This window comes from Limosilactobacillus ingluviei str. Autruche 4 (assembly GCF_000312405.1).
GTDB lineage: Bacteria > Bacillota > Bacilli > Lactobacillales > Lactobacillaceae > Limosilactobacillus > Limosilactobacillus ingluviei.
This window is the reverse complement of sequence record NZ_HE997173.1, coordinates 1,119,191-1,142,193: the sequence shown is the minus strand read 5'-3', so window position 1 is coordinate 1,142,193 and position 23,003 is coordinate 1,119,191. Positions and strand designations below refer to the sequence as shown.

Below are 23,003 nucleotides of genomic sequence, written 5' to 3'. Positions count from 1 at the left end.
GTTTGCGTGGTCAGGGCAAATGTGCTAAAGTTATCCCGAATGGAGGTGGTCACGATGGCGCACCGAAAAGTAGGGTTGGAATGCTCAGTTTGTGGCTCCCGCAATTATTCGGTTAACGTCAGTGCCGCCCAGCAGAATCAGCGCTTGGCGCTCAAAAAATTCTGCAAGCACTGTCAAAAAGTTACCCTGCACCGGCAAACCCGGTAGCATCAAGCTGGAGGAAAGGTACATGTTTCGCTTTTTTAAGAGCGTCGGGCAAGAAATGCACAAAATCGTGTGGCCAACGGCAAAGGAAAATCGGCGGGACACGTCGGTAGTATTATCGATTACGGTCTTCTTTATTTTATTCTTTGCTCTGTTTGATTGGTTGATTCAAATGGGCATGCTTGCTTTTGTTGGGTAGTTTTAGTTGCCCAAGGCTCAAGAAGTCTGCTATAATATTTTGTCAGAAAGCTGCGTCTTAGTACGGGCTTTTTTATTTTGTCCGTAGTTAAGCGACAAGGCGAAGTAATATAACACCATTAAAATAAAGGAGGATAACGGTGGAATCACAAGAAAAACGTTGGTACGTGTTACACACGTACTCCGGTTACGAAAACCGGGTCAAGAGTAATTTGGAATCTCGGGCCCAATCAATGGGGATGGAAGACTACATTTTCCGGGTAATCGTACCGGAAGAAACGGTCCACCAAGTTAAGGATGGGAAGGCCAAGGATATTGAAGAAAAAGTCTTCCCGGGTTACGTATTGGTTGAAATGGTTATGACAGACCGGGCTTGGTACATTGCCCGTAACACCCCAGGGGTGACGGGTTTCTTGGGTTCCCACGGTGGGGGATCCAAGCCAACGCCGCTGCAACCAGAAGAAGTTAACCGAATTTTGAGTTGGATGGATGATGAAGGCCCACAACGGACGGATATTGACGTTGCCGTTGGGGACCACGTGAAGGTCATCGCGGGCTCCTTTGCCAACTTGAATGGGGTCGTAACGGAAGTTGATCACGATAATTTGAAGCTGAAGGCCGAAATCGAAATGTTAGGGCGCCAAACGACGGTGGAATTAGGGTTCGACCAAATTGCGGCAGTCGAATAATTTGTGATTGTAATTAAAGATTAAGTGTGGTAACCTAACAAAGTATGCTATCGACATACTGTGGGAGGGGCAAAAAATGAACCCCCATCATTACCACAACACGGACTAAGGAGGTTTTGTCTCGTGGCAAAGAAAGTAGCAAACATTGTCAAGTTGCAAATTCCTGCTGGTGCAGCAACCCCGGCTCCGCCGGTTGGTCCTGCATTGGGTCAAGCAGGGATTAACATCATGGGCTTCACTAAGGAATTCAACGCACGGACGGCAGACCAAAAAGGGATGCTGATTCCAGTTGTAATTACCGTTTACGAAGACCGGTCATTTGAATTCATCACCAAGACGCCGCCGGCTGCAGTTCTGCTGAAGAAAGCCGCTGGTGTTGAACACGGTTCCGGCGAACCTAACACGAAGAAGGTTGCAACTGTAACCAAGGCTCAAGTAAAGGAAATCGCCGAAACTAAGATGCAAGATCTAAACGCCGCTGACGTAGAAGCAGCGATGCGCATGATCGAAGGTACTGCTCGGAGCATGGGCTTCAACGTTGAAGACTAATTTCTAGCAGACCGGGCGCTTTTTGAAAGAAAAGTTGTCCCCGTGGGAGGAGACTTCCGCTAGACCACATTTGCAAGGAGGATACATCAAATGGCTAAAACTCGTGGTAAGAAGTACCAAGACGCGTTGAAGAAGGTTGAAGCAAAGAAGCAATACGCTTTGACTGACGCGGTTGAATTAGTTAAGGACATTGACTTTGCTAACTTCGACGCAACGATCGAAGTAGCATTTAACTTAAACGTTGACACTAAGCAAGCGGACCAACAATTGCGTGGGGCTGTTGTGCTGCCAAACGGGACTGGTAAGGACCAAACCGTAATCGTTTTTGCTAAGGGTGAAAACGCTAAGGCAGCCCAAGAAGCTGGCGCTGACTTTGTTGGGGACATTGACTTAGTTGAAAAGATTCAAGACGGTTGGCTGGACTTTGACGTTGCCATTGCAACGCCAGACATGATGCCACAAGTTGGTCGTCTGGGTCGGGTATTGGGGCCTAAGGGCCTGATGCCAAACCCTAAGACGGGGACGGTGACGATGGATGTGGCCAAGGCCGTTGCTGAATCAAAGGCCGGGAAGGTAACTTACCGGACTGACCGGGATGGGAACGTTGCTGTGCCATTCGGGAAGGTTTCCTTTGACACTGACAAGTTGGTTGAAAACTTGAAGACGATCGAAGATGTTGTGACGAAGGCTCGTCCAGCTGCTGTGCGGGGGACTTACATCAAGCACGCTTCCATCGCTTCGACGTTTGGCCCAAGTGTTACTTTGGACTTGACTGACTTCTCGTCAGCTCGTTAATCAGTTTCAAAGGTAAGAAAGTCGTGGCGGTGGCCGCGGCTTTTTTATTTACGCAAGTGGCAAGATTTGACAGTTCAAGGGGAAACCAGTAATCTGAAGAAGTGAAATAACCCGATTAGCAGGAAGTGAGGATTAAGCAGATGGAATATTTGCTGGGGATTGATGTTGGAACAGTACGGACAAAGGCGATCTTATATGATCACCAGCTCCAAGCCAAGCAGACCTTTCGGCAAACTTATACCTTGTACCGGGATGCAACGGGCATGGCGGAGCAAGAACCCACCGAAGTGCTGGCCGCCGTTGAAAAAGTAATCAATGACGCTTACGCCGAAGTGCAACGCAACCACTGTGATCTGTTAGCGGTCGCCTTTTCCAGCGAGAACCAGAGTTTGATCTTGTTGGATGAAAACTTCCAGCCGCTGACCCGCGTCTTGACCTGGGCGGACACCCGGGCCCGCCAAGTGGCCAGTCGGATCAAGCGGAACTTGGTCGCAAAAGAACTATATATGGACACGGGGACGCCGATTCACCCGATGTCACCCTTCACCAAATTACTATGGTTAAAAGAAGACCAGCCGGAATTGTTAAAGAAGACGGCTTACGTGGCGGATATCAAGTCCTATCTCTTTAAGCATTTCTTTGATGAATTTAAGGTCGATATTTCGGTTGCTTCCTGTTCGGGAATGTGGAACATCAATACCCGGACGTGGGATGAGCAGGCGTTGGCAATGACGGGCATTGCAGCTGTTCAATTACCAGAAATTGTTGATAGTACCCAGCAAGCGCACGGGCTGACGGCTGCAGGCCAGGCGGCCTTGCAGATTCCGGCCGGGACACCATTTGTGTATGGGGCCTTTGGGGGCGCCGCTTCCAACATTGGGATGGGCGCCGTTGACGAAAGTACGGCGGCGATTGCCATTGGGACTTCTGCCGCGGTGCGGGTGATGACGGATCATCCCGTCATTGATCCGCAGCAGCGGCTGTTCTGCTATGCCCTGGATGAAGAACACTGGGTCATTGGGGGCCCGCTCAATAATGGGGGCGACGTCTACCAATGGGCGGTGAAGCATTTGGTTGATGCCAATGCGGTCGCCAGTGAGCAGGTGGATGCCTTCCAATTGGCCAACCAGGTAATTGAGGGGGTCCCAGCTGGTTCCCACGGTCTGATTTTCCATCCCTTCTTGGGTGGTGAGCGGGCCCCGATTTGGGATGCCAATGCCCGGGGGTCGTTTTTTGGCCTGAATCAGCTGCATACCCGGGCGGATATGTTACGCGCCGTCATGGAAGGAATCACGATGAACGTCGGCAGTGTCTTTGAAATTGTCCGGGATTTAGTCGGGGATCCTAAGCAAATTATGGCGTCCGGGGGCTTTACGGATTCCTTGGTTTGGCGCCAGATGTTAGCCGATGTAATTGGCTTCCCGGTTGGGGTGGCAATGGCCCACGGGGGGTGTTGTCTAGGTGCGGCCGCAATTGCCTTGAAGAGTTTAGGGCGAATTAGCGATTACAGTGAAGTTACGCCGCTGTTGGCCCAACCAGAAACTTATATTCCGGATGATCTGGCGGCCTATACCTACCAAAAGTATCAGCCGTTGTTTAACCAGGTCGAAGAATTGCTGACCCCGGCCTATGCTGCGATTGCTCAACTCCAAGAAAAATAACAGCGGCTGAGCAGAAACGAGCTTTTCGACTAAAAGTTAGAAAATCACAACAAAAAGTGCTAGCAATCCACGTTTCAGTAACGGGGGTTGCTAGCACTTTTAAGTTTTAACTCTTTTTTTCGGCGCTGGTTAATTGAGCTTGCCACTTCGAGTGACTGCGGTAAAGCCAAAATGGCAACCAGGAAACCACGAGACACATGCCAGCCAAAATCAGAACATACGCAAGGCGCAATGGCTGCGGCGTCCCTTGCGCGGGGATAAAAGTGATGAAGAAAGCGCCCGCGGTAATGACCAAGGCGACCGCCGTTAAGGCAATGCTGACTTTCGGCTGGTTGGTCATGCGGTAGGTCCGGGGCAACGTTTCGTGGCGCCATTTTAAGACCATGTAAGCGACGAGCATGATCATGTACACCATCAGGTATTGGGCGGTGGTGGCGGCGAGAGCCACGTTAAAGGCGAAATCAACATTTTGCCCGCTGCTAAAGGTAATCAGCGCCGCGGTAAGCGTCACAATCGCGGATTGCAAGACCATAATCCGAAAGGGAATCCCGTGCTTGGTTGCGTGGGCGAAAAAGGGGGGCAAAAAGCCTTCGCGGGCTGCTTCGAACAGCCCTTGGTTAGGGCCGGCAATCCAATTGCCTAATTCACCAATGATCCCGCAAGCCAGCAGCAAGCCGATCAATTTCTCCAAGCTTTGGCCCGGCAAGCCGATCGAAGTCAGCAGTTGGCCATACGTATGCACAAAACCGGTGCTGTTTTGGATATGGGCGGCCGGGACACTCATGGCAATGGCGCTGCTGCCGAGTAAGTCGAGGCTGATGGCCGTGGCTACCAAAGCAATCATGACCTTAGGGTATTGCTGGGGCCGCGCCAAGTTCTTAACGTGGGGGGCCGAAGCTTCCCCGCCACAAAAGGCCAGGATAAAGGGAACAAAGGCGACCAGCGTGGTGCCGTTCAACTGGTGGGGGAAAATGGTGTGGAAATTAAAGTGGACATAAACCGGATGGCCCTGGCCCAAGTAGACGGCAACGACGATGACTAATAATAAGACGGGGGTAACAATCCCTAAGGCAAAGAGCCATTCGGCAACTTTGCCGATGCGTTTGGCCCCCAACAGTTGGGCGCAAGTGGCTCCCCATAATAAGAGCATCATTAAGCTAAAGCGCACGAGCGGGGTAGTATTAAACCAAGGGGTCTGCAAGGTGATGGAAAGGGCCCCGATAATTACGTACATCATGAGGTCCATGCCGGCCGTAATGTGGATCCACTGGTAAAACATGGCGACAAACCCGGTTTTTTCTCCCAAAGTGGCTTTGACCCAAGTGAACAAGCCCCCGTGTTGCCAACCTTGAATGGAGGCCATTTCACCGGCGGCTTGCGTGACTGGCAAGAACCAGACCAAGCCGGCCAGCAGGAGGTAAAAAAGGGAGGTTGCGCCCGCTTTGCCAAACGGCGCGAATTCATCGATGGAAATCACCATTGAACTGGTCATGGCAAACAATTTGAGCCCCGTCAACTGATTGTAATTCTGGTTGGCAGTGGCGGTTTCTTCAGTTGTAGTCATAAAAAACTCCTCTGCTTAAATTGAAAAATAAACAACTCGGCTATTATACCAATTTTGAGAAGTAATAAAAGGGGTTAAAAATATAATTTTTAAAAGGGGCCGATCAACCGCTTGATCGTGGCATAAGTGAAAAATCTTTCGAACGTCGCTTAACTATACCAATCAATCAAAACGCCGTTGTAACAACTTTTAGAGCGGGCGATAGAAAAATATAAAACAAAAAAACTTTGAGAATGTTCATTTTTTCACTTGCCAAACGGCAGGAAGCTCGCTATGATATTAAGCGTAGGAAAGATTTACAGATACAAAGGAGATATGATCCATGAAGGCTGCAGTTATTAATGATCCAGTAGATGGTTACGTTACGGTTAAGGATGTTACCTTACGCGATTTAAAGCCAGGTGAAGCCTTGGTTGATATGGAATATTGTGGGTTATGCCACACTGACTTACACGTGGCGGCTGGTGACTTTGGTGAAAAGCCAGGCCGGATTATCGGTCACGAAGGGGTTGGGCGCGTTGCCAAGGTTGCCCCTGGCGTAACCAGCTTGAAGGTCGGTGATCGGGTATCGATTGCTTGGTTCTTCAAGGGCTGCGGTCACTGTGAATACTGCCTGACGGGACGCGAAACCTTCTGTCGCGAAGTGCAAAATGCCGGTTACACGGTTGACGGGGCGATGGCTCAACAATGTATCGTCGCTGCCGACTACGCGGTGAAGGTACCGGAAGGCTTAGACCTAGTTGAAGCGACCTCCCTGACTTGTGCAGGGGTAACGGTCTACAAGGCCCTGAAGGTTGCCGACATCAAGCCTGGTCAATGGGTCTCCATCGTCGGGGCCGGTGGTCTGGGGAACCTGGCCGTCCAATTTGCGCACAATGTCTTTGGGGCCCACGTCGTTGTTGTTGACGGGAACGATCCTAAGCTGGAAGCGGCGAAGGAAAACGGGGCGGAAGTAGTGATTAACCGCCACGAAGTTGACAGCGTTGCTCAAGCCATCCAAGAAAAAGTGGGCGGCGTTCACGCTGCCGTGGTAACGGCCGTTGCAGCTTCGGCCTTTGACCAAGCAGTTGATTCCTTGCGCCCAGATGGGAAGTTGGTTGCGGTTGCCTTGCCACAAGGGGATATGAAGCTCAACATCGCTAAGACGGTGCTGGATGGGATCATTGTGGCTGGTTCCTTGGTTGGGACGCGCCAAGACTTGGCTGAATGTTTCCAATTCGGGGCTGAAGGCAAGGTTAAGCCAATTGTTAAGACGCGCAAGTTAGCTGAAATCAACGACATGATCCAAGAATTAAAGGACAACAAGGTCGTTGGGCGGAACGTAGTTGACTTTGTTCACGAAGCCTAAGCAGCGTTAGTTGAATGAAGCAATACCATGAAATTGAGGGCTGGGAGCTGGTACCCAGCCCTTTTTTCGTGTTGTGTTGAAGGGTAAATCGAAGGCAAATCCGGAAAAGTGTGGTATGATTAAGGTCAAAATTAGTCAAGAAAGGGGCGCAGACCGGTGGAAGAACGTAGCATTTCAGACGTAATTGAAGCTTACCTGAAATCAATTTTAGGGGATGATCCCCGGATTGAAATTCGGCGGGCGGAAATTGCCGATCATTTTGATGTGGTGCCATCACAAATTAATTATGTCATCAAGACGCGCTTTAACCTGCAAAATGGTTACTTGGTGCAAAGCAAGCGGGGTGGTGGTGGCTACATCCGGATTGAACGGGTCAACCTACTGGATGATGATGATGTCTTACAGATGTTGATTGCCAATATTGGTGAAGCCATCAGTGAAAAAGACGCCGCTAAAATCATTAAGACTTTATATGAAGAAAAATTGATTTCACGCCGGGAGGGTGATTTAATGTTGGTCGGGGTGGCCAAACAAACCCTGAACCAAGCAAACAAGCAAGCTGAAGAGCGCTTGCGGGCAAGGCTCTTGGTTGCCTTGCTGACCCGGTTGCGGTATGAATAACGGCAGCGAATAGAGAAGATAATTGAAGGGGATTTACATGGACGATTACCGATATACGCCAAATGCCAAGGCGGTTTTAGAAATTGCGCACGAACAGGCCCTGTATTTTAAACACCAAGCTGTCGGCACAGAGCACCTGTTGCTAGCGTTGAGCTTGGAACACAGTGGGGTGGCGGCGGAATTGCTGGATCAATTCCACGTCACCAGTGACGATTTGCGGGCCGAAATTGAACGCTTTACCGGTTACGGCACCTTGGCAGTAGCTGACAGTCATGAGTATTTGCCAGCCTCACCGAAACTGCGCACCATCTTGTCGTTGGCAGCCCAAACGGCCCGGCAGCTGAATGCTGAACGGGTGGGGACAGAACACTTGCTGCTGGCGCTGTTAAGTGATGAGACGATTTTGTCTTCCCGGATTTTATTCAACTTGGATGTAAACTTGCAACAAGCCCGGCGGACGTTGGTGCGGAAATTGGGCAAGGCCGCCGGACAGGCCCTGAACCGCCAAAGTGCCAAACGTAATACGGCAACGCCGACGTTAGATCGTTTGGCACGGGATTTAACGGCCCAAGCAAAGCAAGGCGCTGGTGAGCAGGTCGTGGGCCGGGAAAAAGAAATTAAACGCATGGTACAACTGTTGAGCCGGAAAACGAAAAATAATCCGGTCCTGGTGGGGGAACCGGGGGTCGGCAAGACGGCGATTGTCGAAGGCTTAGCCCAGCGGATTGTCACTCAAGGCGTGCCAGCCAGCTTGGCCCAAAAGCGGGTGATGGCGCTGGACATGGGGTCGCTGGTGGCCGGTACCAAGTACCGGGGGGAATTTGAAGACCGACTGAAAAAAATTTTGGATGAGATTTACCGCAGTGGCGACGTCATTTTGTTTATTGACGAACTGCATACGGTGGTCGGTGCCGGTGGGGCTGAAGGGTCCGTAGATGCTTCCAATATTTTAAAGCCGGCGTTGGCCCGGGGGGAACTGCAACTGATTGGGGCCACGACGTTGGATGAGTACCAGAAGTACATTGAAAAAGATGCAGCCCTCGAGCGGCGCTTTGCCAAGATTCAAGTTGAAGAACCCAGTGAAAAAGCCACTGTCCAGATTTTAAAGGGGATCCGGCCGGGCTATGAAAAGCACCACCAGTTAACGATTAGTGATGCGGCGCTCACCGCTGCGGTTAAGCTAGCCAAACGCTACATCACTGATCGCTTTTTGCCGGATAAGGCGATTGATCTAATGGATGAAGCAGCAGCGATGGTGCGGATCAATGCTGACCAAGCGGATACCCAGACGGTTGCCGCGATGCAAAAATTAACGCAGTTGCGAGAACAAAAAGAAGCGGCCATTTTGACGCAAGACTTTGATCAAGCTGCGCAATTGCGCCACCAAGAGTTGGCGTTAAAAGCCCAGGTTGAACAGCAAACGGCTCGTCGCCAAGCCCAAGCTGCGCAAACCACCTTACGGGTGATGCCAGAAGATATTGCCAAGGTCGTGGCGGATTGGACCGGGATTCCGGTTACGCAATTGCAAAAGCACGAACAAGATCGCTTGGTACACTTAGAAAAGGCCCTTCACCAACGCGTGATTGGCCAAGACGAAGCCGTCAGTGCGATTGCCCGGGCAATTCGGCGGGCCCGCAGCGGTTTGCAGGATCCTAAGCGACCGTTAGGATCCTTTATGTTCCTTGGACCAACTGGGGTCGGCAAGACGGAATTAGCCAAGGCCTTAGCCGCGACCGTCTTTGGCTCCGAAGACAACTTGATTCGCATTGACATGTCGGAATACCAAGAACGGTACAGTACCAGTCGTTTGGTTGGGGCGGCCCCGGGTTATGTCGGGTACGAAGAAGGCGGTCAATTAACCGAAAAAGTGCGCCAACACCCGTATTCCGTGGTCCTACTCGATGAAGCGGAAAAGGCGAACCCGGACGTTTTTAACCTCTTGTTGCAGGTCTTGGATGACGGTTACCTGACCGATGCCAAGGGGCGCAAGGTTGACTTTAAGAATACGATCTTGATCATGACCTCAAATCTTGGGGCGACCCAGCTCCAGGATGAAAAGACGGTCGGCTTTGGGCAAAGCAGCCTGCAAAATGATTATGCGGCGATGAAGCAAGCAATCAATGCCCAATTGAAGTTGCACTACCGGCCGGAGTTTTTAAATCGGATCGATGAAACGATCGTCTTCCACCCACTTGAGAAAGCCGACCTGCGCCAAATCGTAAAACTGTTGACCCGGGGCTTGGTTGCTCGCTTGGCCGCGCAACAAATTACCGTTAAATTCACCCCGGCCGCGATTGATCAAATCGTTGCGGCGGGCTACCAACCAACGTACGGGGCGCGGCCCTTGCGGCGGGCGTTGCAAACGTTAGTGGAAGATCCGCTGAGCCTGAAATTGCTGGACGGCAGCTTAACGGCTGGTGATCAGGTGACGGTCGGGGCGCGGCAAGGCAAAATAACTTTCACCCTCCACTAAATTGTTTTACTTAATTGAATTAATCATTAGAAGGAAAACGGCCTCATTAACTTACCTAAATTAATTTTGATGACCGTTTTTTTATAAGGAAACTAATTATCGCTAGATTTACCTATTGACAATTATTATGCTGTGATAAATAATAATTACTACTGTGTGATTATAATAAATTAGGATAATCGATTTTACACAAGATAGGAGCGTTAGAAATTGAGACGAGCTGAACAACTAGCGAAAACACGGAATGCAATTTTGACGACGGCAACTAAATTGTTCTTGGAGCACGGGTTTGGGGGAACTTCGACCCGGGACATCGCCAAGCAGATCGGCATTACCCAACCCGCGCTGTATCACCACTTTTCGGACAAAGAAGAATTGTACCTGGACGTGTTGACGGAGCTGTGTGGTAAAGTTCGCCAGGAGACTAACAAGGTTTTGCGGAAAACCGATCTGGATCCGGAAGAACGGCTTTTTCAAATCTGCAAAGTCTACCTTAAGTATCACCCGCTGAGTATCTATGCTCAGTACCAAGCGGCGTTACGGCAGTTGACGTCAAGTTCCCAACACAAGCTGAACATGATCTTTACCATGGACTACTTGGAACCACTGTCGGAATTCTTCAAGATGGCGGATGTGGACTTGCGGCCAGATTTGATGCCTAAAGAAGCAGCGGAATTGTTGATTGCCAGCATCGCCCCGTTGTTTGGGACCTTCCAACAAATTGGGGGACGGTCGTTAAACGCGGAGCAACGGCAACGCTTAATCATTGATTCAGTCATGACAGGACTGTTGCGCCAAGGTTAAGCAGTGATTAAACCGGTTGACCAAGAAGGGGAGAGCTTGGCTGGCCGGTTTTTTCGTACCCGGATTTTTTTAATTGACAGGCCGCTGGAAATAGTGTATCTTATTTATCGTATGTAATTGTGAGTTCAATGGGGTTGACGATCTCTTGTCCGTCAGCCACTTTATAAAAGCCCAAAGGCAATCGCTGGTTGCTTTTGGATTTTTTTTGCCCAAAATCATGGTTTGAGTAAAATTGTAACCAAAATGTAACATTGAACCCACCCAACAAACTTAGAGAGGTGAATAGTTTGGCCGGACACTTAGTAAAATACGGTAAGCACCGTACTCGTCGTAGTTATTCCCGGATCAAGGAAGTCCTTGACCTCCCGAACTTGATTGAAATTCAAACTGATTCTTACAACTGGTTCATGGACAAGGGTCTGCGTGAAATGTTTGATGACATCATGCCGATCGATGACTTCCAAGGGAAGCTGTCCCTCGAATTCGTTGATTACCAACTCTTGGAACCAAAGTACACGGTCGATGAAGCACGGGAACATGATGCCAATTACTCGGCACCATTACACGTAACGTTGCGCTTAACCAACCACGAAACTGGTGAAATCAAGTCTCAAGACGTCTTCTTTGGTGATTTCCCACTGATGACTTCGCAAGGGACCTTCATTATTAACGGGGCCGAACGGGTTATCGTTTCCCAATTAGTCCGTTCCCCAGGGGTTTACTACAACTCCGAAACGGATAAGAACGGCCGGCCAAACTACGGGGCCAACTTTATTCCGAACCGGGGGGCCTGGTTGGAATACGAAACTGATGCCAAGGGGATTTCTTACGTCCGGATTGACCGGACGCGGAAGTTGCCAATGACCGAATTGGTCCGTGCCCTTGGGTTTGGCTCTGATGATGAAATCATTGATATGTTAGGCGGCAACAGTGACTCCTTATCAGCTACGATTGACAAGGACGTGCATAAGAATCCGGAAGACTCCCGGGTTGAAGAAGCCCTGAAGGACATTTATGAACGCTTGCGGCCGGGTGAACCAAAGACGGCTGACTCCGCCCGGAGTTTGCTGAACGCCCGCTTCTTTGATCCAAAGCGTTACGACATGGCGCCGGTTGGGCGTTACAAGACCAACAAGAAGTTGGCTATGAAGTACCGGTTGCTCGGGCTGACGTTGGCAGAAACTTTGGCCGATCCTGAAACGGGTGAAATCCTGGCGAACAAGGGTGACGTGGTAACCAAGGAAGTCTTGAAGAAGCTGGAACCAGCGTTGGAACAAGACGACTTCAAGATGATTACCTACACGCCATCGGATGAAGCCGTGGTAACGGAACCTGTTAAGCTGCAAAAGATCTTGGTTTACTCCAAGAAGGATCCCGACCGGGTCGTGCCAGTGGTTGCCAACGGCCACATTCCGTTGGAACTCAAGCACATCCAACCAGCCGATATTATTGCCTCAGTTAACTACTTCTTCAACTTGCAAGAAGGCATCGGCACGACTGATGATATCGACCACTTAGGGAACCGGCGGATTCGGTCGGTTGGTGAATTGTTGCAAAACCAATTCCGGATTGGGTTAGCCCGGATGGAACGGGTGGTTCGGGAACGGATGTCAATTCAAGACATCAACACCGTAACGCCACAACAATTGATTAACATTCGGCCAGTAGTTGCGGCCATCAAAGAATTCTTTGGGTCTTCGCAACTGTCCCAGTTCATGGACCAAACCAACCCCTTAGGGGAATTAAACCACAAGCGGCGACTGTCTGCCCTTGGGCCAGGTGGTTTGACGCGGGACCGGGCCGGTTATGAAGTCCGGGACGTGCACTATACCCACTACGGGCGGATGTGTCCAATCGAAACGCCCGAAGGGCCGAACATCGGGTTGATCAACAACCTGTCAACTTACGCCCGGGTGAACCAATATGGGTTCATTGAAACGCCATACCGGCGGGTTTCCTGGGAAACGCACAAGGTTACCGACAAGATCGACTACTTGACGGCCGACGAAGAAGATAACTACATCATCGCCCAAGCCAACACCAAGTTGAACGAAGACGGTTCCTTTGCTGAAGAAGAAATCATGTGTCGTGATAAGGAAGATTACATTACGACTTCCGCTGAAAACGTCGACTACATGGACGTTTCGCCAAAGCAAGTTGTTTCCGTAGCCTCAGCATGTATCCCATTCTTGGAAAACGACGACTCCAACCGGGCGCTGATGGGGGCCAACATGCAACGGCAAGCCGTACCGCTGATTGATCCGCACGCCGCTTTGATCGGGACGGGGATTGAATACAAGGCGGCCCATGACTCCGGGGTAGCTTTGATTGCCAAGAACGCCGGGACGGTGGAATACGTTGATGCCCGCCAAATCCGGATCCGCCAAGAAGACGGGACCCTGGATTCTTACAAGCTGATGAAGTTCCGCCGTTCCAACGGGGGGAAGAACTACAACCAACGGCCAATCGTCAAGGTCGGTGACCACGTCGATGCGGACGAAGTCATTGCCGATGGTCCAGCCATGGATCAAGGGGAATTGGCCTTAGGGCAAAACCCACTGATTGCCTTTATGACTTGGCAAGGGTACAACTTCGAAGATGCCATCGCCATTTCCGAACGGCTGGTTAAAGACGACGTTTACACGTCCATTCACATTGAATCTTACGAATCCGAAGCGCGGGAAACCAAGCTTGGGCCAGAAGAAATGACCCGTGAATTACCAAACGTCGGGGCGGATGCCTTAAAGAACTTGGACGAAACTGGGATCATCCGGGTTGGGTCCGAAGTTCACGACGGTGACATTTTGGTTGGGAAGGTAACGCCAAAGGGGGTTACCGAATTATCCGCGGAAGAACGGCTCTTGCACGCCATCTTTGGTGAAAAGTCGCGTGAAGTCCGGGATACTTCCTTGCGGGTACCGCACGGTGGTGGCGGGATCATCCAAGACGTGAAGGTCTTTACCCGGGAAAACGGGGACGAATTGGCCCCTGGAGTCAACAAGATGGTTCGGGTCTACATCGCCCAAAAGCGGAAGCTGCAAGTAGGGGACAAGATGGCCGGTCGGCACGGGAACAAGGGGACGGTTTCGATCGTCATCCCAGAAGAAGACATGCCATTTATGCCTGATGGGACACCTATTGATATCATGCTGAGCCCAATGGGGGTGCCATCCCGGATGAACATCGGTCAAGTTATCGAATTGCACTTGGGGATGGCTGCCCGGCAATTAGGGATTCACATTGCTACGCCAGTCTTTGATGGGGCAACTGACAAGGATGTTTGGGAAGCCGTCAAAGAAGCTGGTTTACCATCCGACGGGAAGACGATCTTGTACGACGGTCGGACCGGGGAACCATTTGAAAACCGAATTGCCGTTGGGGTCATGAACTACTTGAAGTTAGCTCACATGGCCGATGACAAGATCCACGCCCGTTCGATTGGGCCATACTCCTTGGTTACGCAACAACCATTGGGTGGGAAAGCCCAATTCGGTGGTCAGCGGTTCGGGGAAATGGAAGTTTGGGCCCTCGAAGCTTACGGGGCCGCTTACACCCTGCAAGAAATCTTGACTTACAAGTCTGATGACGTGGTCGGCCGGGTCAACACCTACGATGCCATCATCAACGGGGACCGGATTCCAAAGCCAGGGGTGCCAGAATCCTTCCGGGTGCTGGTCAAGGAATTACAATCCCTGGGGTTGGACATGAAAGTGTTAGACGGCAACCACGAAGAAGTGCAATTAAAGAACGAAGATGAAGAAGTAATCGACGTGCGCAAGCGGGCCCAAGCCAACCGTCAGGAAAATGACGAAGCGCAAGCAAAGGCTCCGGCAACGCCAAGCGAAGCAACCACTGATTAGTAAAGAAGGAGGATTGCCCTTTGATTGACGTCAATAAATTTGAAAGTATGCAGATCGCGTTGGCTTCACCAAACAAGATTCGCTCTTGGTCCTACGGGGAAGTAAAGAAGCCAGAAACGATCAACTACCGGACGCTAAAGCCGGAAAAGGAAGGGCTGTTTGACGAGCGGATCTTCGGGCCAACCAAGGACTACGAATGTGCTTGTGGGAAGTACAAGCGGGTTCGGTTCAAGGGCTTGGTCTGTGATCGCTGTGGGGTTGAAGTTACCACAGCCAAGGTCCGCCGCGAACGGATGGGTCACATTGAATTAGCAGCTCCTGTTTCGCACATCTGGTACTTCAAGGGGATCCCATCCCGGATGGGGTTGATCCTTGACATGAGCCCCCGGGCCTTGGAAGAAGTAATTTACTTTGCTTCTTACGTGGTGCTCGACGCCGGTGATACGCCACTGGAAAAGAAGCAACTCTTATCCGAACCGGAATACCGGGAAAAGAAGGCGGAATATGGGGACCGGTTTGTGGCTCAAATGGGGGCCGAAGCGATCCAAAAGTTGCTCCAAGACGTGGACATGGAAAAGGAAGCGGCCGAATTAAAGGCCACTTTAAAGGAAGCCACGGGCCAAAAGCGGACGCGGGCCGTTCGGCGCTTGGACATCTTGGAAGCCTTCTTGAAGTCTGGCAATAAGCCAGAATGGATGGTTATGGACGTCGTACCGGTGATGCCACCGGATCTGCGGCCAATGGTGCAACTTGAAGGGGGACGGTTTGCCACCTCAGACTTAAACGATCTCTACCGGCGGGTTATCAACCGGAACAACCGGTTGAAGCGCCTGTTGGAATTGAACGCGCCAGGGATCATCGTGCAAAACGAAAAGCGGATGCTGCAAGAAGCTGTGGACGCCTTGATTGATAACGGTCGGCGGGGTCGTCCAGTGGCTGGGCCAGGGAATCGGCCACTTAAGTCCTTATCTCACTTGCTGAAAGGGAAGCAAGGGCGGTTCCGGCAAAACTTGCTGGGGAAGCGGGTTGACTACTCCGGTCGTTCCGTTATCGACGTTGGTCCATCCTTGAAGATGAGCCAAATGGGGTTGCCAATTCAAATGGCTTTGGAATTGTTCAAGCCATTTATCATGCACGAATTAACCAAGCGGAAGCTCGTCACGAACGTTAAGGCGGCTAAGCGTTTGATTGACAAGCAAGATGACAAGGTCTTTGACGTCTTAGAAGATGTCATCAAGGAACACCCGGTCCTGTTGAACCGGGCCCCTACCTTGCACCGGTTAGGGATTCAGGCCTTTGAACCAATCCTGGTATCCGGGAAGTCGATGCGGTTACACCCACTGGTTTGTGCAGCCTACAACGCCGACTTCGACGGGGACCAAATGGCCATCCACGTCCCACTGTCCGATGAAGCACAAGCCGAAGCCCGCTTGCTGATGCTGGCAGCTCACCACATTTTGAGCCCGCGGGACGGGGAACCAATCGTGGCCCCATCCCAAGATATGGTTATCGGGAACTACTACATGACCACGGAAGACAAGGCCCGCGAAGGGGAAGGGATGATCTTTGCCAACGCGGCCGAAGCCGAAATGGCCTACAAGGATGGTTACGTAGCCCTGCAAACCCGGGTTGGGATCAAGACGGCTTCTTACAAGAACAAGCCGTTTACGGACGACCAACGCGACAAGATTATGGTAACGAGTGTCGGGAAGATCCTGTTTAACAACATCATGCCAAAGGATTACACCTACATTAACGAACCAACTGACGACAACCTGCAAAACGGGGTGCCGGACAAGTACTTCTTGGCCAAGGGGCAAGACATTCACGAATACTTGGCCAATGCGCCACTGGTTCCACCGTTCAAGAAGGGCTTCTTGTCTGACATCATCGCTGAAGTCTACAAGCGCTACAAGGTGACGATTACCTCGGAACTCTTGGACAAGATGAAGGACCTCGGGTACTTTGAATCCACGATTTCTGGTTTGACGGTTGGGGTGGCCGACATCACCGACTTGAAGGAAAAGCCAGGGATCATCGAAGAAGCCCACAAGCAAGTGGCCCTCGTTACCAAGCAATTCCGGCGTGGTTTGATTACCGACAACGAACGCTACGAACGGGTCATTGCCATTTGGAATGACGCCAAGGATGAAGTCCAAGAAAAGCTGATTGAGCACATGGATATCCACAACCCAATCAACATGATGTCTGACTCCGGGGCGCGGGGAAACATCTCTAACTTTACCCAACTGGCCGGGATGCGTGGTTTGATGGCTTCTCCATCCGGGAAGATCATGGAACTGCCAATCCTGTCCAACTTCCGGGAAGGGCTGTCTGTCTTGGAAATGTTTATTTCCTCTCACGGGGCCCGGAAAGGGATGACCGACACGGCCCTGAAGACGGCCAACTCTGGTTACCTGACCCGGCGGCTGGTTGACGTGGCCCAAGACGTGATCGTTCGCGAAGAAGACTGTGGTACGGACCGCGGGCTGGAAGTAACGGCGATTACCAACGGGAACGAAATGATCGAACCACTCTACGACCGGATCTTAGGGCGCTACACGATGAAGTCTGTCTTTGACCCAGAAACCGGTGAACGGATTGTGGCCAAGAACGTTCTCTTGGACGAAGAAATGGCCCAAAAGATCGTTGATGCCGGTGTCAAGAAAGTGACGATTCGCTCGGCCTTTACTTGCAACACTGAACACGGGGTTTGTGAACGGTGCTACGGGCGTAACGCCGCGACCGGAGACCAAGTTGAAGCCGGGGAAGCCATCGGGACGATTGCCGCGCAATCAATCGGGGAACCCGGGACGCAACTGACCCTGCGGAACTTCCACACCGGTGGGGTGGCCGGCAACGACGACATCACCCAAGGGTTGCCACGGGTGCAAGAAATCGTGGAATCGCGGAATCCGAAGGGGAAAGCCACGATTTCTGAAGTGACGGGTGAAATCGAATCAATCGAAGAAAACCCAGCCGAACAAACCAAGGACATCACCGTTAAGGGTGAAAACGACACGCGGACGTACACCTTACCAATTACTTCGCGTTTGAAGGTGGCAGAAGGTGACTTCATTCACCGGGGCTCTGCGCTGAACGAAGGGTCGATTGATCCAAAAGAATTGATTCGGGTTCGCGACGTCTTATCCACGGAAACGTACCTGTTGGCTGAAGTGCAAAAGGTTTACCGGATGCAAGGGATCGACTTGCTGGACAAGCACGTTGAAATCATGATCCGGCAAATGATGCGCAAGGTCCGGGTCATGGATCCAGGTGATACGGACGTCTTACCGGGTGAATTGATGGACATCAACCAATTCCGGGATGCCAACTACCAAACCTTGGTTGAAGGTAAGGTCCCAGCAACGGCGCGTCCGGTAATCCTCGGGATTACCAAGGCGGCCCTGGAAACCAACAGTTTCTTGTCGGCGGCTTCCTTCCAAGAAACCACCCGGGTCCTGACCGATGCGGCAATTCGCGGCAAGGAAGACCCACTGGTCGGTTTGAAGGAAAACGTAATTATCGGGAAGATCATCCCAGCCGGGACTGGGATGGGTACTTACCGCAACATCAAGCCCAAGGAAGTTACGGTAACCAAACCCGATCAAGCGGCATATGCCATGCCTAACGCTTCGATTCGCGAAATGGAAGCACAAATGAAGCGCGACGAAAACTAATCGGCTAGCTGGTTAGCAACGCGCGATGAAAAGGGGTCGGAAATTCCGGCCCCTTTTCGCCGTACATAATTGAGATTGAGGTGGGGGAATTAGCAATGAAGAAGTATTTGGTGGAGGTACCAGAGGAAGTCGCAGAACGCTTGGCGAAGGCAGGGACCGTTTCGATGCACATCGAAAACCAGTGGCTGGTAATTCGGCCCGATGATGGGACGGCCTTGATTCCCCAATTAAAATTTGCCAGTTATGGCTTACCGGCGGTGGTGCTAGCAGGCGTCTTTTTAGCTGGGATCAAGTGGTGGTTGCCCCAGGTGCACACGTTGCCGTGGTCGGGTGATTATTCGATCAGCAGCGCAATTGCGACCCTCGGTATGATTAGCGGGGTACTGGCGTTTATGGTGGCGTTTGTTCGGCAGAAATTGAGCCAACACGGCCCGGCAGCAACCTTTACTTGGCGGAGTCTGTTCCCCCTGTTGATTGCCTGTGCCATGATTATTGCAATTACGGCCGAGGGCACTGGCTGGTTGATTGATCGGCTTTTCCCGGGTTTGCGCTTAGACCTTTATATGGCAACGGTCTTGGTGATGGTGGGCGTCAGCATCGTGAACTACCTGTTGATTAACTTAGCCTACACGTTGTCACCAGGGGTGGTAATCAACCTGATGACCGTAATGATTGTTGGCGGGGTGGGAGTGTCAATGTTGGCGAACCCGACTAAGAATTGGTGGCAGCATAATTTTAGCTTTTTGGGGACCGCCAATAGTGGGACGGCTTGGCAATTCAATTTCACCCTGATTTTTTCAGGCTTATTGATGGCGACGCTGGTCGATTACCTCTTTGTTAATTTGGCCCCGCAATATCACACTAAAAAAACGCTTTGGTTACGGCTGTTATTGTTAGCGCTGGCGGCTAACATTGCGGGAATTGGCCTCTTTCCGAACGACCCGAAGTACCATCTGTTGCATGACCGGATTGCGATGTGGTTGGTTTACTTGCTGTGGCTGTTGATTATCGTGGTCCGGTGGTGTTTGCCCAGGGTCACTAAGCAGTTTTTAAAGGTGTCGTATTTGATCGGGGCAATCATGGTGCTGGACTACTTCATGTTTAAGGTCGTGGGCTATTTATCCCTGACAGCCTTTGAACTCTTGGCGTTTGCCTTAGCCTTTGCCTGGCTGCTGTTGCTCTTCCAATATATTGAGCATTTACTGCCAGCTGGCCAACAGGTGCTGCCGGTTAAACTCCAACCGGTTAAAAATGAATAATCAAATTTTATGAAGGCGGGGTGAAGATCACTCAGCCTTTTTTGATGGTAAAACGAAGATTAATTTAATGATTTTTAAGCAATCTTTGACCTGTTGCAGGGCCGTTACGAGCCCAGGGCATTTGTAAATTTAACGGACAAAGTGTAATGATCTGTCAATTAGCGGTAACTGGGGAGTAAATTCCAATCGGTATATTAAACGGTGGGTCTTGTCTAAAGACTCACAAATCAAAAATGGAGCTGATTAATATTAAAACGAAACAACTAGTCTTAGCCACGACGGCCGCCTTGGCAGGGACAGTTCTGATGACTTCCGCGAAAGCCAATGCTGACACCACGGTGACAGTGCAAAGCGGCGATACCGTTTGGGGCCTCTCCCAAGAATACCAAGTCTCAATGGCTTCAATTGTGCAAGCGAACCAACTGGCCAATCCGGATTTAATTTACGTTGGCGATCAATTGGTGATCCCAACGTCGGGGGCCAAGTCCAGCCAAAAAGCATCAAGTGCGACTGCTCAGCAAACAGCGGCCGCTGCTCCGGCCAGTCAAGCCACTAGCGCCAGTGCCACGGCCATTACGGTGACGCTGCCGCTTAGTGCGACCCCTAGTGCCGCAACAAGCAGTTCAGCGGCCCAATTAGCAACCACAAGTGCCAATCAGTTGGCAACAACTCCCCGGGTTGAAAATAACGGGAGCACCAGCGTCAGTTCATCAGCGGCGGCGCCAGCCACTTCGACGGCCAATATCGCAACGACGGCCGTTAATGTCGCTTCCACGACCCCGGTGACCAGCACTCCTACGGCCAATAACAGCACGAATACAGCTACGGCAGGAACACCAGTTGCGTCAACGGCCCCAACCACCTCAGCTGCGGCAGGGACGGCCACAAATGGGGTGACGACTTATACGCCAAGCGAAGCAGTGGCCCGGGCCCAATCCGTTGAGGGCACGCCATACGTCTGGGGTGGCAACACCACCAGTGGGTTTGACTGTTCCGGGTTGGTTCAATGGGCATACGGGCTGTCCAGTGACTACCGGACGACTTACCAACAACAGGCCCTGGGGACCCACCAATACGATATTGCTAACGCGCCGGCGGGGGCAATTTACTTCTGGGGTTCAGACAGTGCCCCATACCACGACGCGATTGCGACGGGGAATGGTAATTACATTGCGGCCCCGGATGTCGGCCAAACGGTGTCAACGTCGTCCATCAACTACTACACGCCAAGCTACTACGTGGTGGTGGGTCAATAATGACTTCGGAAATTTAACCATTCATCCTTTCGATGCGGTCAGCACTTTTTAGCTGACCGTTTTTTTAATTACCAGGGCCAACCGGCGGGATAGGTCAGCAAGGTTAACCATAAGCCCCCGGTCAGGTAAGGAATCAATGGGACGGGCTGGTGGTACCACAGCCGGCGGTCGCTCAGGGCCAATAAGCAGCCTAAAAGGATCACCGCACAAGTTGGGCGCGCGCCAATTACGAGGGTCAAAATAGCCAGCCACTCCCCATCACCGCGGCCAAAACCTGGAGCGAAGGTTAAACTGAGCCATAGCAAGGCCAGGAAACTGTCGAGCAGCCAGTGATGCAAAACGGGGGTCAAGACCAACAAGCCAGCGAAGCTCACGAGACACGGTGGGGTGATCCATTGGGCCTGCCAATCAGTGGTGACCATCATTAAACAGCCGCTGCTGACCAGCAACAGGGCCAGCCAATTGGTGAAATTGCTAGGAGCCAAGACGGCCCAGCTGCCCCCAGTTAAAGCTTCGGTTACCGGGGCCAGGGCACTTAACCGGCAGTGACACCAGTAACAACGCCCGCCCTGGCTCAGCCAACCACTGATTGGGCACAATTGCCAAGCATGCAAGCGGTGGTGGCAGTGTTCACAGATGGAATAAGGTGGATAGGAGCGCTGGGGGGCCAAAAGGTGGCGGCTGGTCATGGTAGTGACAAAGGACGCCCAACACGCTCCAAAGCCAAAGTAGCAACTGAGTAATAACATTTAAAGTTCCTCCTTACAATTTGCAATCAGGTCCTACTTTATATATACGTTTTTTTAGCCAAATTGTTGCGTGGCAAATCAGCTTTTTTTCGCGGTGAGCAAAAACCACGCTCAGTGGTCAAAAATTCTGGCCAAGCCGTTGACTTTCCTTGGCGTTCGTGTTAATTTAACAAAGGTGCTTTTTTAGCAACGGAAGGTCTGTCGGTGGGCAGACGAATGTCCCAGCGATAGCACAGAAAGAAATAGTACTCAAGCGCTTTTTTTATTCGCAAAAAAGAACCGCCTGGGTATGTGGACTTAAAATTTAGGAAGGGGAAAAATAATGCCTACTATTAACCAATTGGTTCGCAAGGGCCGTAAGAGCCACAAGGGTAAGTCAAAGTCACCAGCCCTTGGTTACGTATACAACAGCTTCAAGAAGGAAGAAATCAAGGATCCATCACCGCAAAAGCGTGGGGTTGCTACCCGTGTCGGGACGATGACGCCAAAGAAGCCTAACTCTGCATTGCGGAAGTACGCCCGTGTGCGTCTGTCCAACCTGATCGAAGTTACGGCTTACATTCCAGGGATTGGCCACAACCTGCAAGAACACTCGGTTGTTTTGATCCGTGGGGGCCGTGTTAAGGACTTGCCTGGGGTTCGTTACCACATCATCCGTGGGACGCTTGATACTGCCGGGGTTGAAGGCCGGATGCAAAGCCGTTCCAAGTACGGTGCCAAGAAGCCTAAGAAGTAAGATCATAAAAAATAAGGAGGGATTAAGCAATGCCGCGTAAAGGACACATTGCCAAGCCAGAAGTTTTACCAGATCCAATTTACAACTCAAAGCTGGTTACTAGCATGATCAACCACTTGATGCTGGATGGGAAGCGGGGGACTGCTTCTAAGATCTTGTACCAAGCCTTTGAAATGATCAAGGAACAAACTGGGAACGATCCAGTTGAAGTTTTCGAACAAGCAATGGACAACGTTCAACCAGCCTTGGAAGTTAAGGCTCGTCGGATCGGTGGTTCTAACTACCAAGTGCCGATTGAAGTTCGCCCCGACCGGCAACGGACGCTGGCACTTCGTTGGTTGACTCAATACGCTCGTCTGCGTGGGGAACACACGATGGTGCAACGCCTCGCAAACGAAATCATCGATGCTTCTAACAACACGGGGGCTTCCATCAAGAAAAAGGAAGACACCCTGCGGATGGCAGAAGCCAACCGTGCATTTGCACACTACCGCTGGTAATTTTTTGAAGACAGTCGCCTGACTGGATTCATGCAAAGGGGCGACGCTGAATACTTT

Annotated in this window: 18 protein-coding genes; 16 read left to right on the top strand and 2 right to left on the bottom strand. The window is 51.3% G+C overall.

The window, feature by feature from the left end; all coding sequences use genetic code 11:
• The first annotated feature begins 54 nt into the window (after positions 1–54).
• The 6 genes from rpmG (at position 55) to BN54_RS05555 (ending at position 4,096) form a co-directional block, all read left to right on the top strand.
• Entirely contained in the window at positions 55–207 is a 153-nt protein-coding gene (rpmG, locus tag BN54_RS05580; RefSeq protein ID WP_019206184.1) for a 50S ribosomal protein L33, read from the top strand.
• Between the two features lie 22 nt (positions 208–229).
• The gene (secE, locus tag BN54_RS05575) at positions 230–403 is read left to right on the top strand and encodes a preprotein translocase subunit SecE (protein WP_019206183.1); all 174 of its coding nucleotides are present in this window, start codon (positions 230–232) and stop codon (positions 401–403) included.
• Between the two features lie 139 nt (positions 404–542).
• On the top strand, positions 543–1,091 hold the full coding sequence (gene nusG, locus BN54_RS05570) for a transcription termination/antitermination protein NusG (RefSeq protein ID WP_019206182.1): 549 nt from the start codon (positions 543–545) through the stop codon (positions 1,089–1,091).
• A gap of 123 nt (positions 1,092–1,214) precedes the next feature.
• Complete coding sequence (rplK, locus tag BN54_RS05565) at positions 1,215–1,640, top strand: 50S ribosomal protein L11 (protein ID WP_019206181.1); 426 nt, start codon at positions 1,215–1,217, stop codon at positions 1,638–1,640.
• 90 nt (positions 1,641–1,730) lie between these two features.
• Positions 1,731–2,435 (top strand): 50S ribosomal protein L1, encoded by a 705-nt coding sequence (gene rplA, locus BN54_RS05560; RefSeq protein WP_019206180.1) that lies wholly within the window; start codon positions 1,731–1,733, stop codon positions 2,433–2,435.
• 140 nt (positions 2,436–2,575) lie between these two features.
• Complete coding sequence (locus tag BN54_RS05555; RefSeq protein ID WP_019206179.1) at positions 2,576–4,096, top strand: gluconokinase; 1,521 nt, start codon at positions 2,576–2,578, stop codon at positions 4,094–4,096.
• Between the two features lie 106 nt (positions 4,097–4,202).
• Here the strand turns inward: BN54_RS05555 and BN54_RS05550 are convergent, their stop codons facing one another.
• The gene (locus BN54_RS05550) at positions 4,203–5,660 is read right to left on the bottom strand and encodes an APC family permease (RefSeq protein WP_019206178.1); all 1,458 of its coding nucleotides are present in this window, start codon (positions 5,658–5,660) and stop codon (positions 4,203–4,205) included.
• A 322-nt stretch (positions 5,661–5,982) separates the two neighbouring features.
• Between BN54_RS05550 and adhP the strand changes: the two genes are divergently transcribed.
• From adhP to BN54_RS05510, 8 genes are all read left to right on the top strand, one after another.
• Positions 5,983–7,008, top strand: coding sequence for an alcohol dehydrogenase AdhP (gene adhP / locus BN54_RS05545; RefSeq protein ID WP_019206177.1), 1,026 nt, complete (start codon positions 5,983–5,985; stop codon positions 7,006–7,008).
• A 156-nt stretch (positions 7,009–7,164) separates the two neighbouring features.
• Positions 7,165–7,629: a CtsR family transcriptional regulator gene (locus BN54_RS05540; protein WP_019206176.1), complete on the top strand. Its 465-nt coding sequence runs from the start codon at positions 7,165–7,167 to the stop codon at positions 7,627–7,629.
• Positions 7,630–7,666: 37 nt separating this feature from the next.
• Positions 7,667–10,102 (top strand): ATP-dependent Clp protease ATP-binding subunit, encoded by a 2,436-nt coding sequence (locus tag BN54_RS05535; RefSeq protein ID WP_019206175.1) that lies wholly within the window; start codon positions 7,667–7,669, stop codon positions 10,100–10,102.
• A gap of 210 nt (positions 10,103–10,312) precedes the next feature.
• Positions 10,313–10,906, top strand: coding sequence for a TetR/AcrR family transcriptional regulator (locus tag BN54_RS05530; RefSeq protein WP_040469750.1), 594 nt, complete (start codon positions 10,313–10,315; stop codon positions 10,904–10,906).
• A 278-nt stretch (positions 10,907–11,184) separates the two neighbouring features.
• Positions 11,185–14,766, top strand: a complete 3,582-nt coding sequence (gene rpoB / locus BN54_RS05525; protein ID WP_040469748.1) for a DNA-directed RNA polymerase subunit beta — start codon at positions 11,185–11,187, stop codon at positions 14,764–14,766.
• A 20-nt stretch (positions 14,767–14,786) separates the two neighbouring features.
• The gene (gene rpoC, locus BN54_RS05520; protein WP_019206172.1) at positions 14,787–18,446 is read left to right on the top strand and encodes a DNA-directed RNA polymerase subunit beta'; all 3,660 of its coding nucleotides are present in this window, start codon (positions 14,787–14,789) and stop codon (positions 18,444–18,446) included.
• A gap of 95 nt (positions 18,447–18,541) precedes the next feature.
• Positions 18,542–19,705 carry a DUF998 domain-containing protein gene (locus BN54_RS05515; protein WP_019206171.1) on the top strand — a complete coding sequence of 388 codons (1,164 nt, stop codon included), beginning with the start codon at positions 18,542–18,544 and terminating at the stop codon, positions 19,703–19,705.
• A 233-nt stretch (positions 19,706–19,938) separates the two neighbouring features.
• Positions 19,939–20,961 (top strand): C40 family peptidase, encoded by a 1,023-nt coding sequence (locus BN54_RS05510; RefSeq protein WP_019206170.1) that lies wholly within the window; start codon positions 19,939–19,941, stop codon positions 20,959–20,961.
• A gap of 68 nt (positions 20,962–21,029) precedes the next feature.
• Here the strand turns inward: BN54_RS05510 and BN54_RS05505 are convergent, their stop codons facing one another.
• Entirely contained in the window at positions 21,030–21,710 is a 681-nt protein-coding gene (locus BN54_RS05505; protein ID WP_019206169.1) for a prepilin peptidase, read from the bottom strand.
• A 322-nt stretch (positions 21,711–22,032) separates the two neighbouring features.
• Here BN54_RS05505 and rpsL point away from each other — a divergent pair, with 322 nt between their 5' ends.
• Complete coding sequence (gene rpsL, locus BN54_RS05500; RefSeq protein ID WP_019206168.1) at positions 22,033–22,446, top strand: 30S ribosomal protein S12; 414 nt, start codon at positions 22,033–22,035, stop codon at positions 22,444–22,446.
• Between the two features lie 29 nt (positions 22,447–22,475).
• On the top strand, positions 22,476–22,946 hold the full coding sequence (gene rpsG, locus BN54_RS05495; protein WP_019206167.1) for a 30S ribosomal protein S7: 471 nt from the start codon (positions 22,476–22,478) through the stop codon (positions 22,944–22,946).
• Positions 22,947–23,003: the final 57 nt, after the last annotated feature.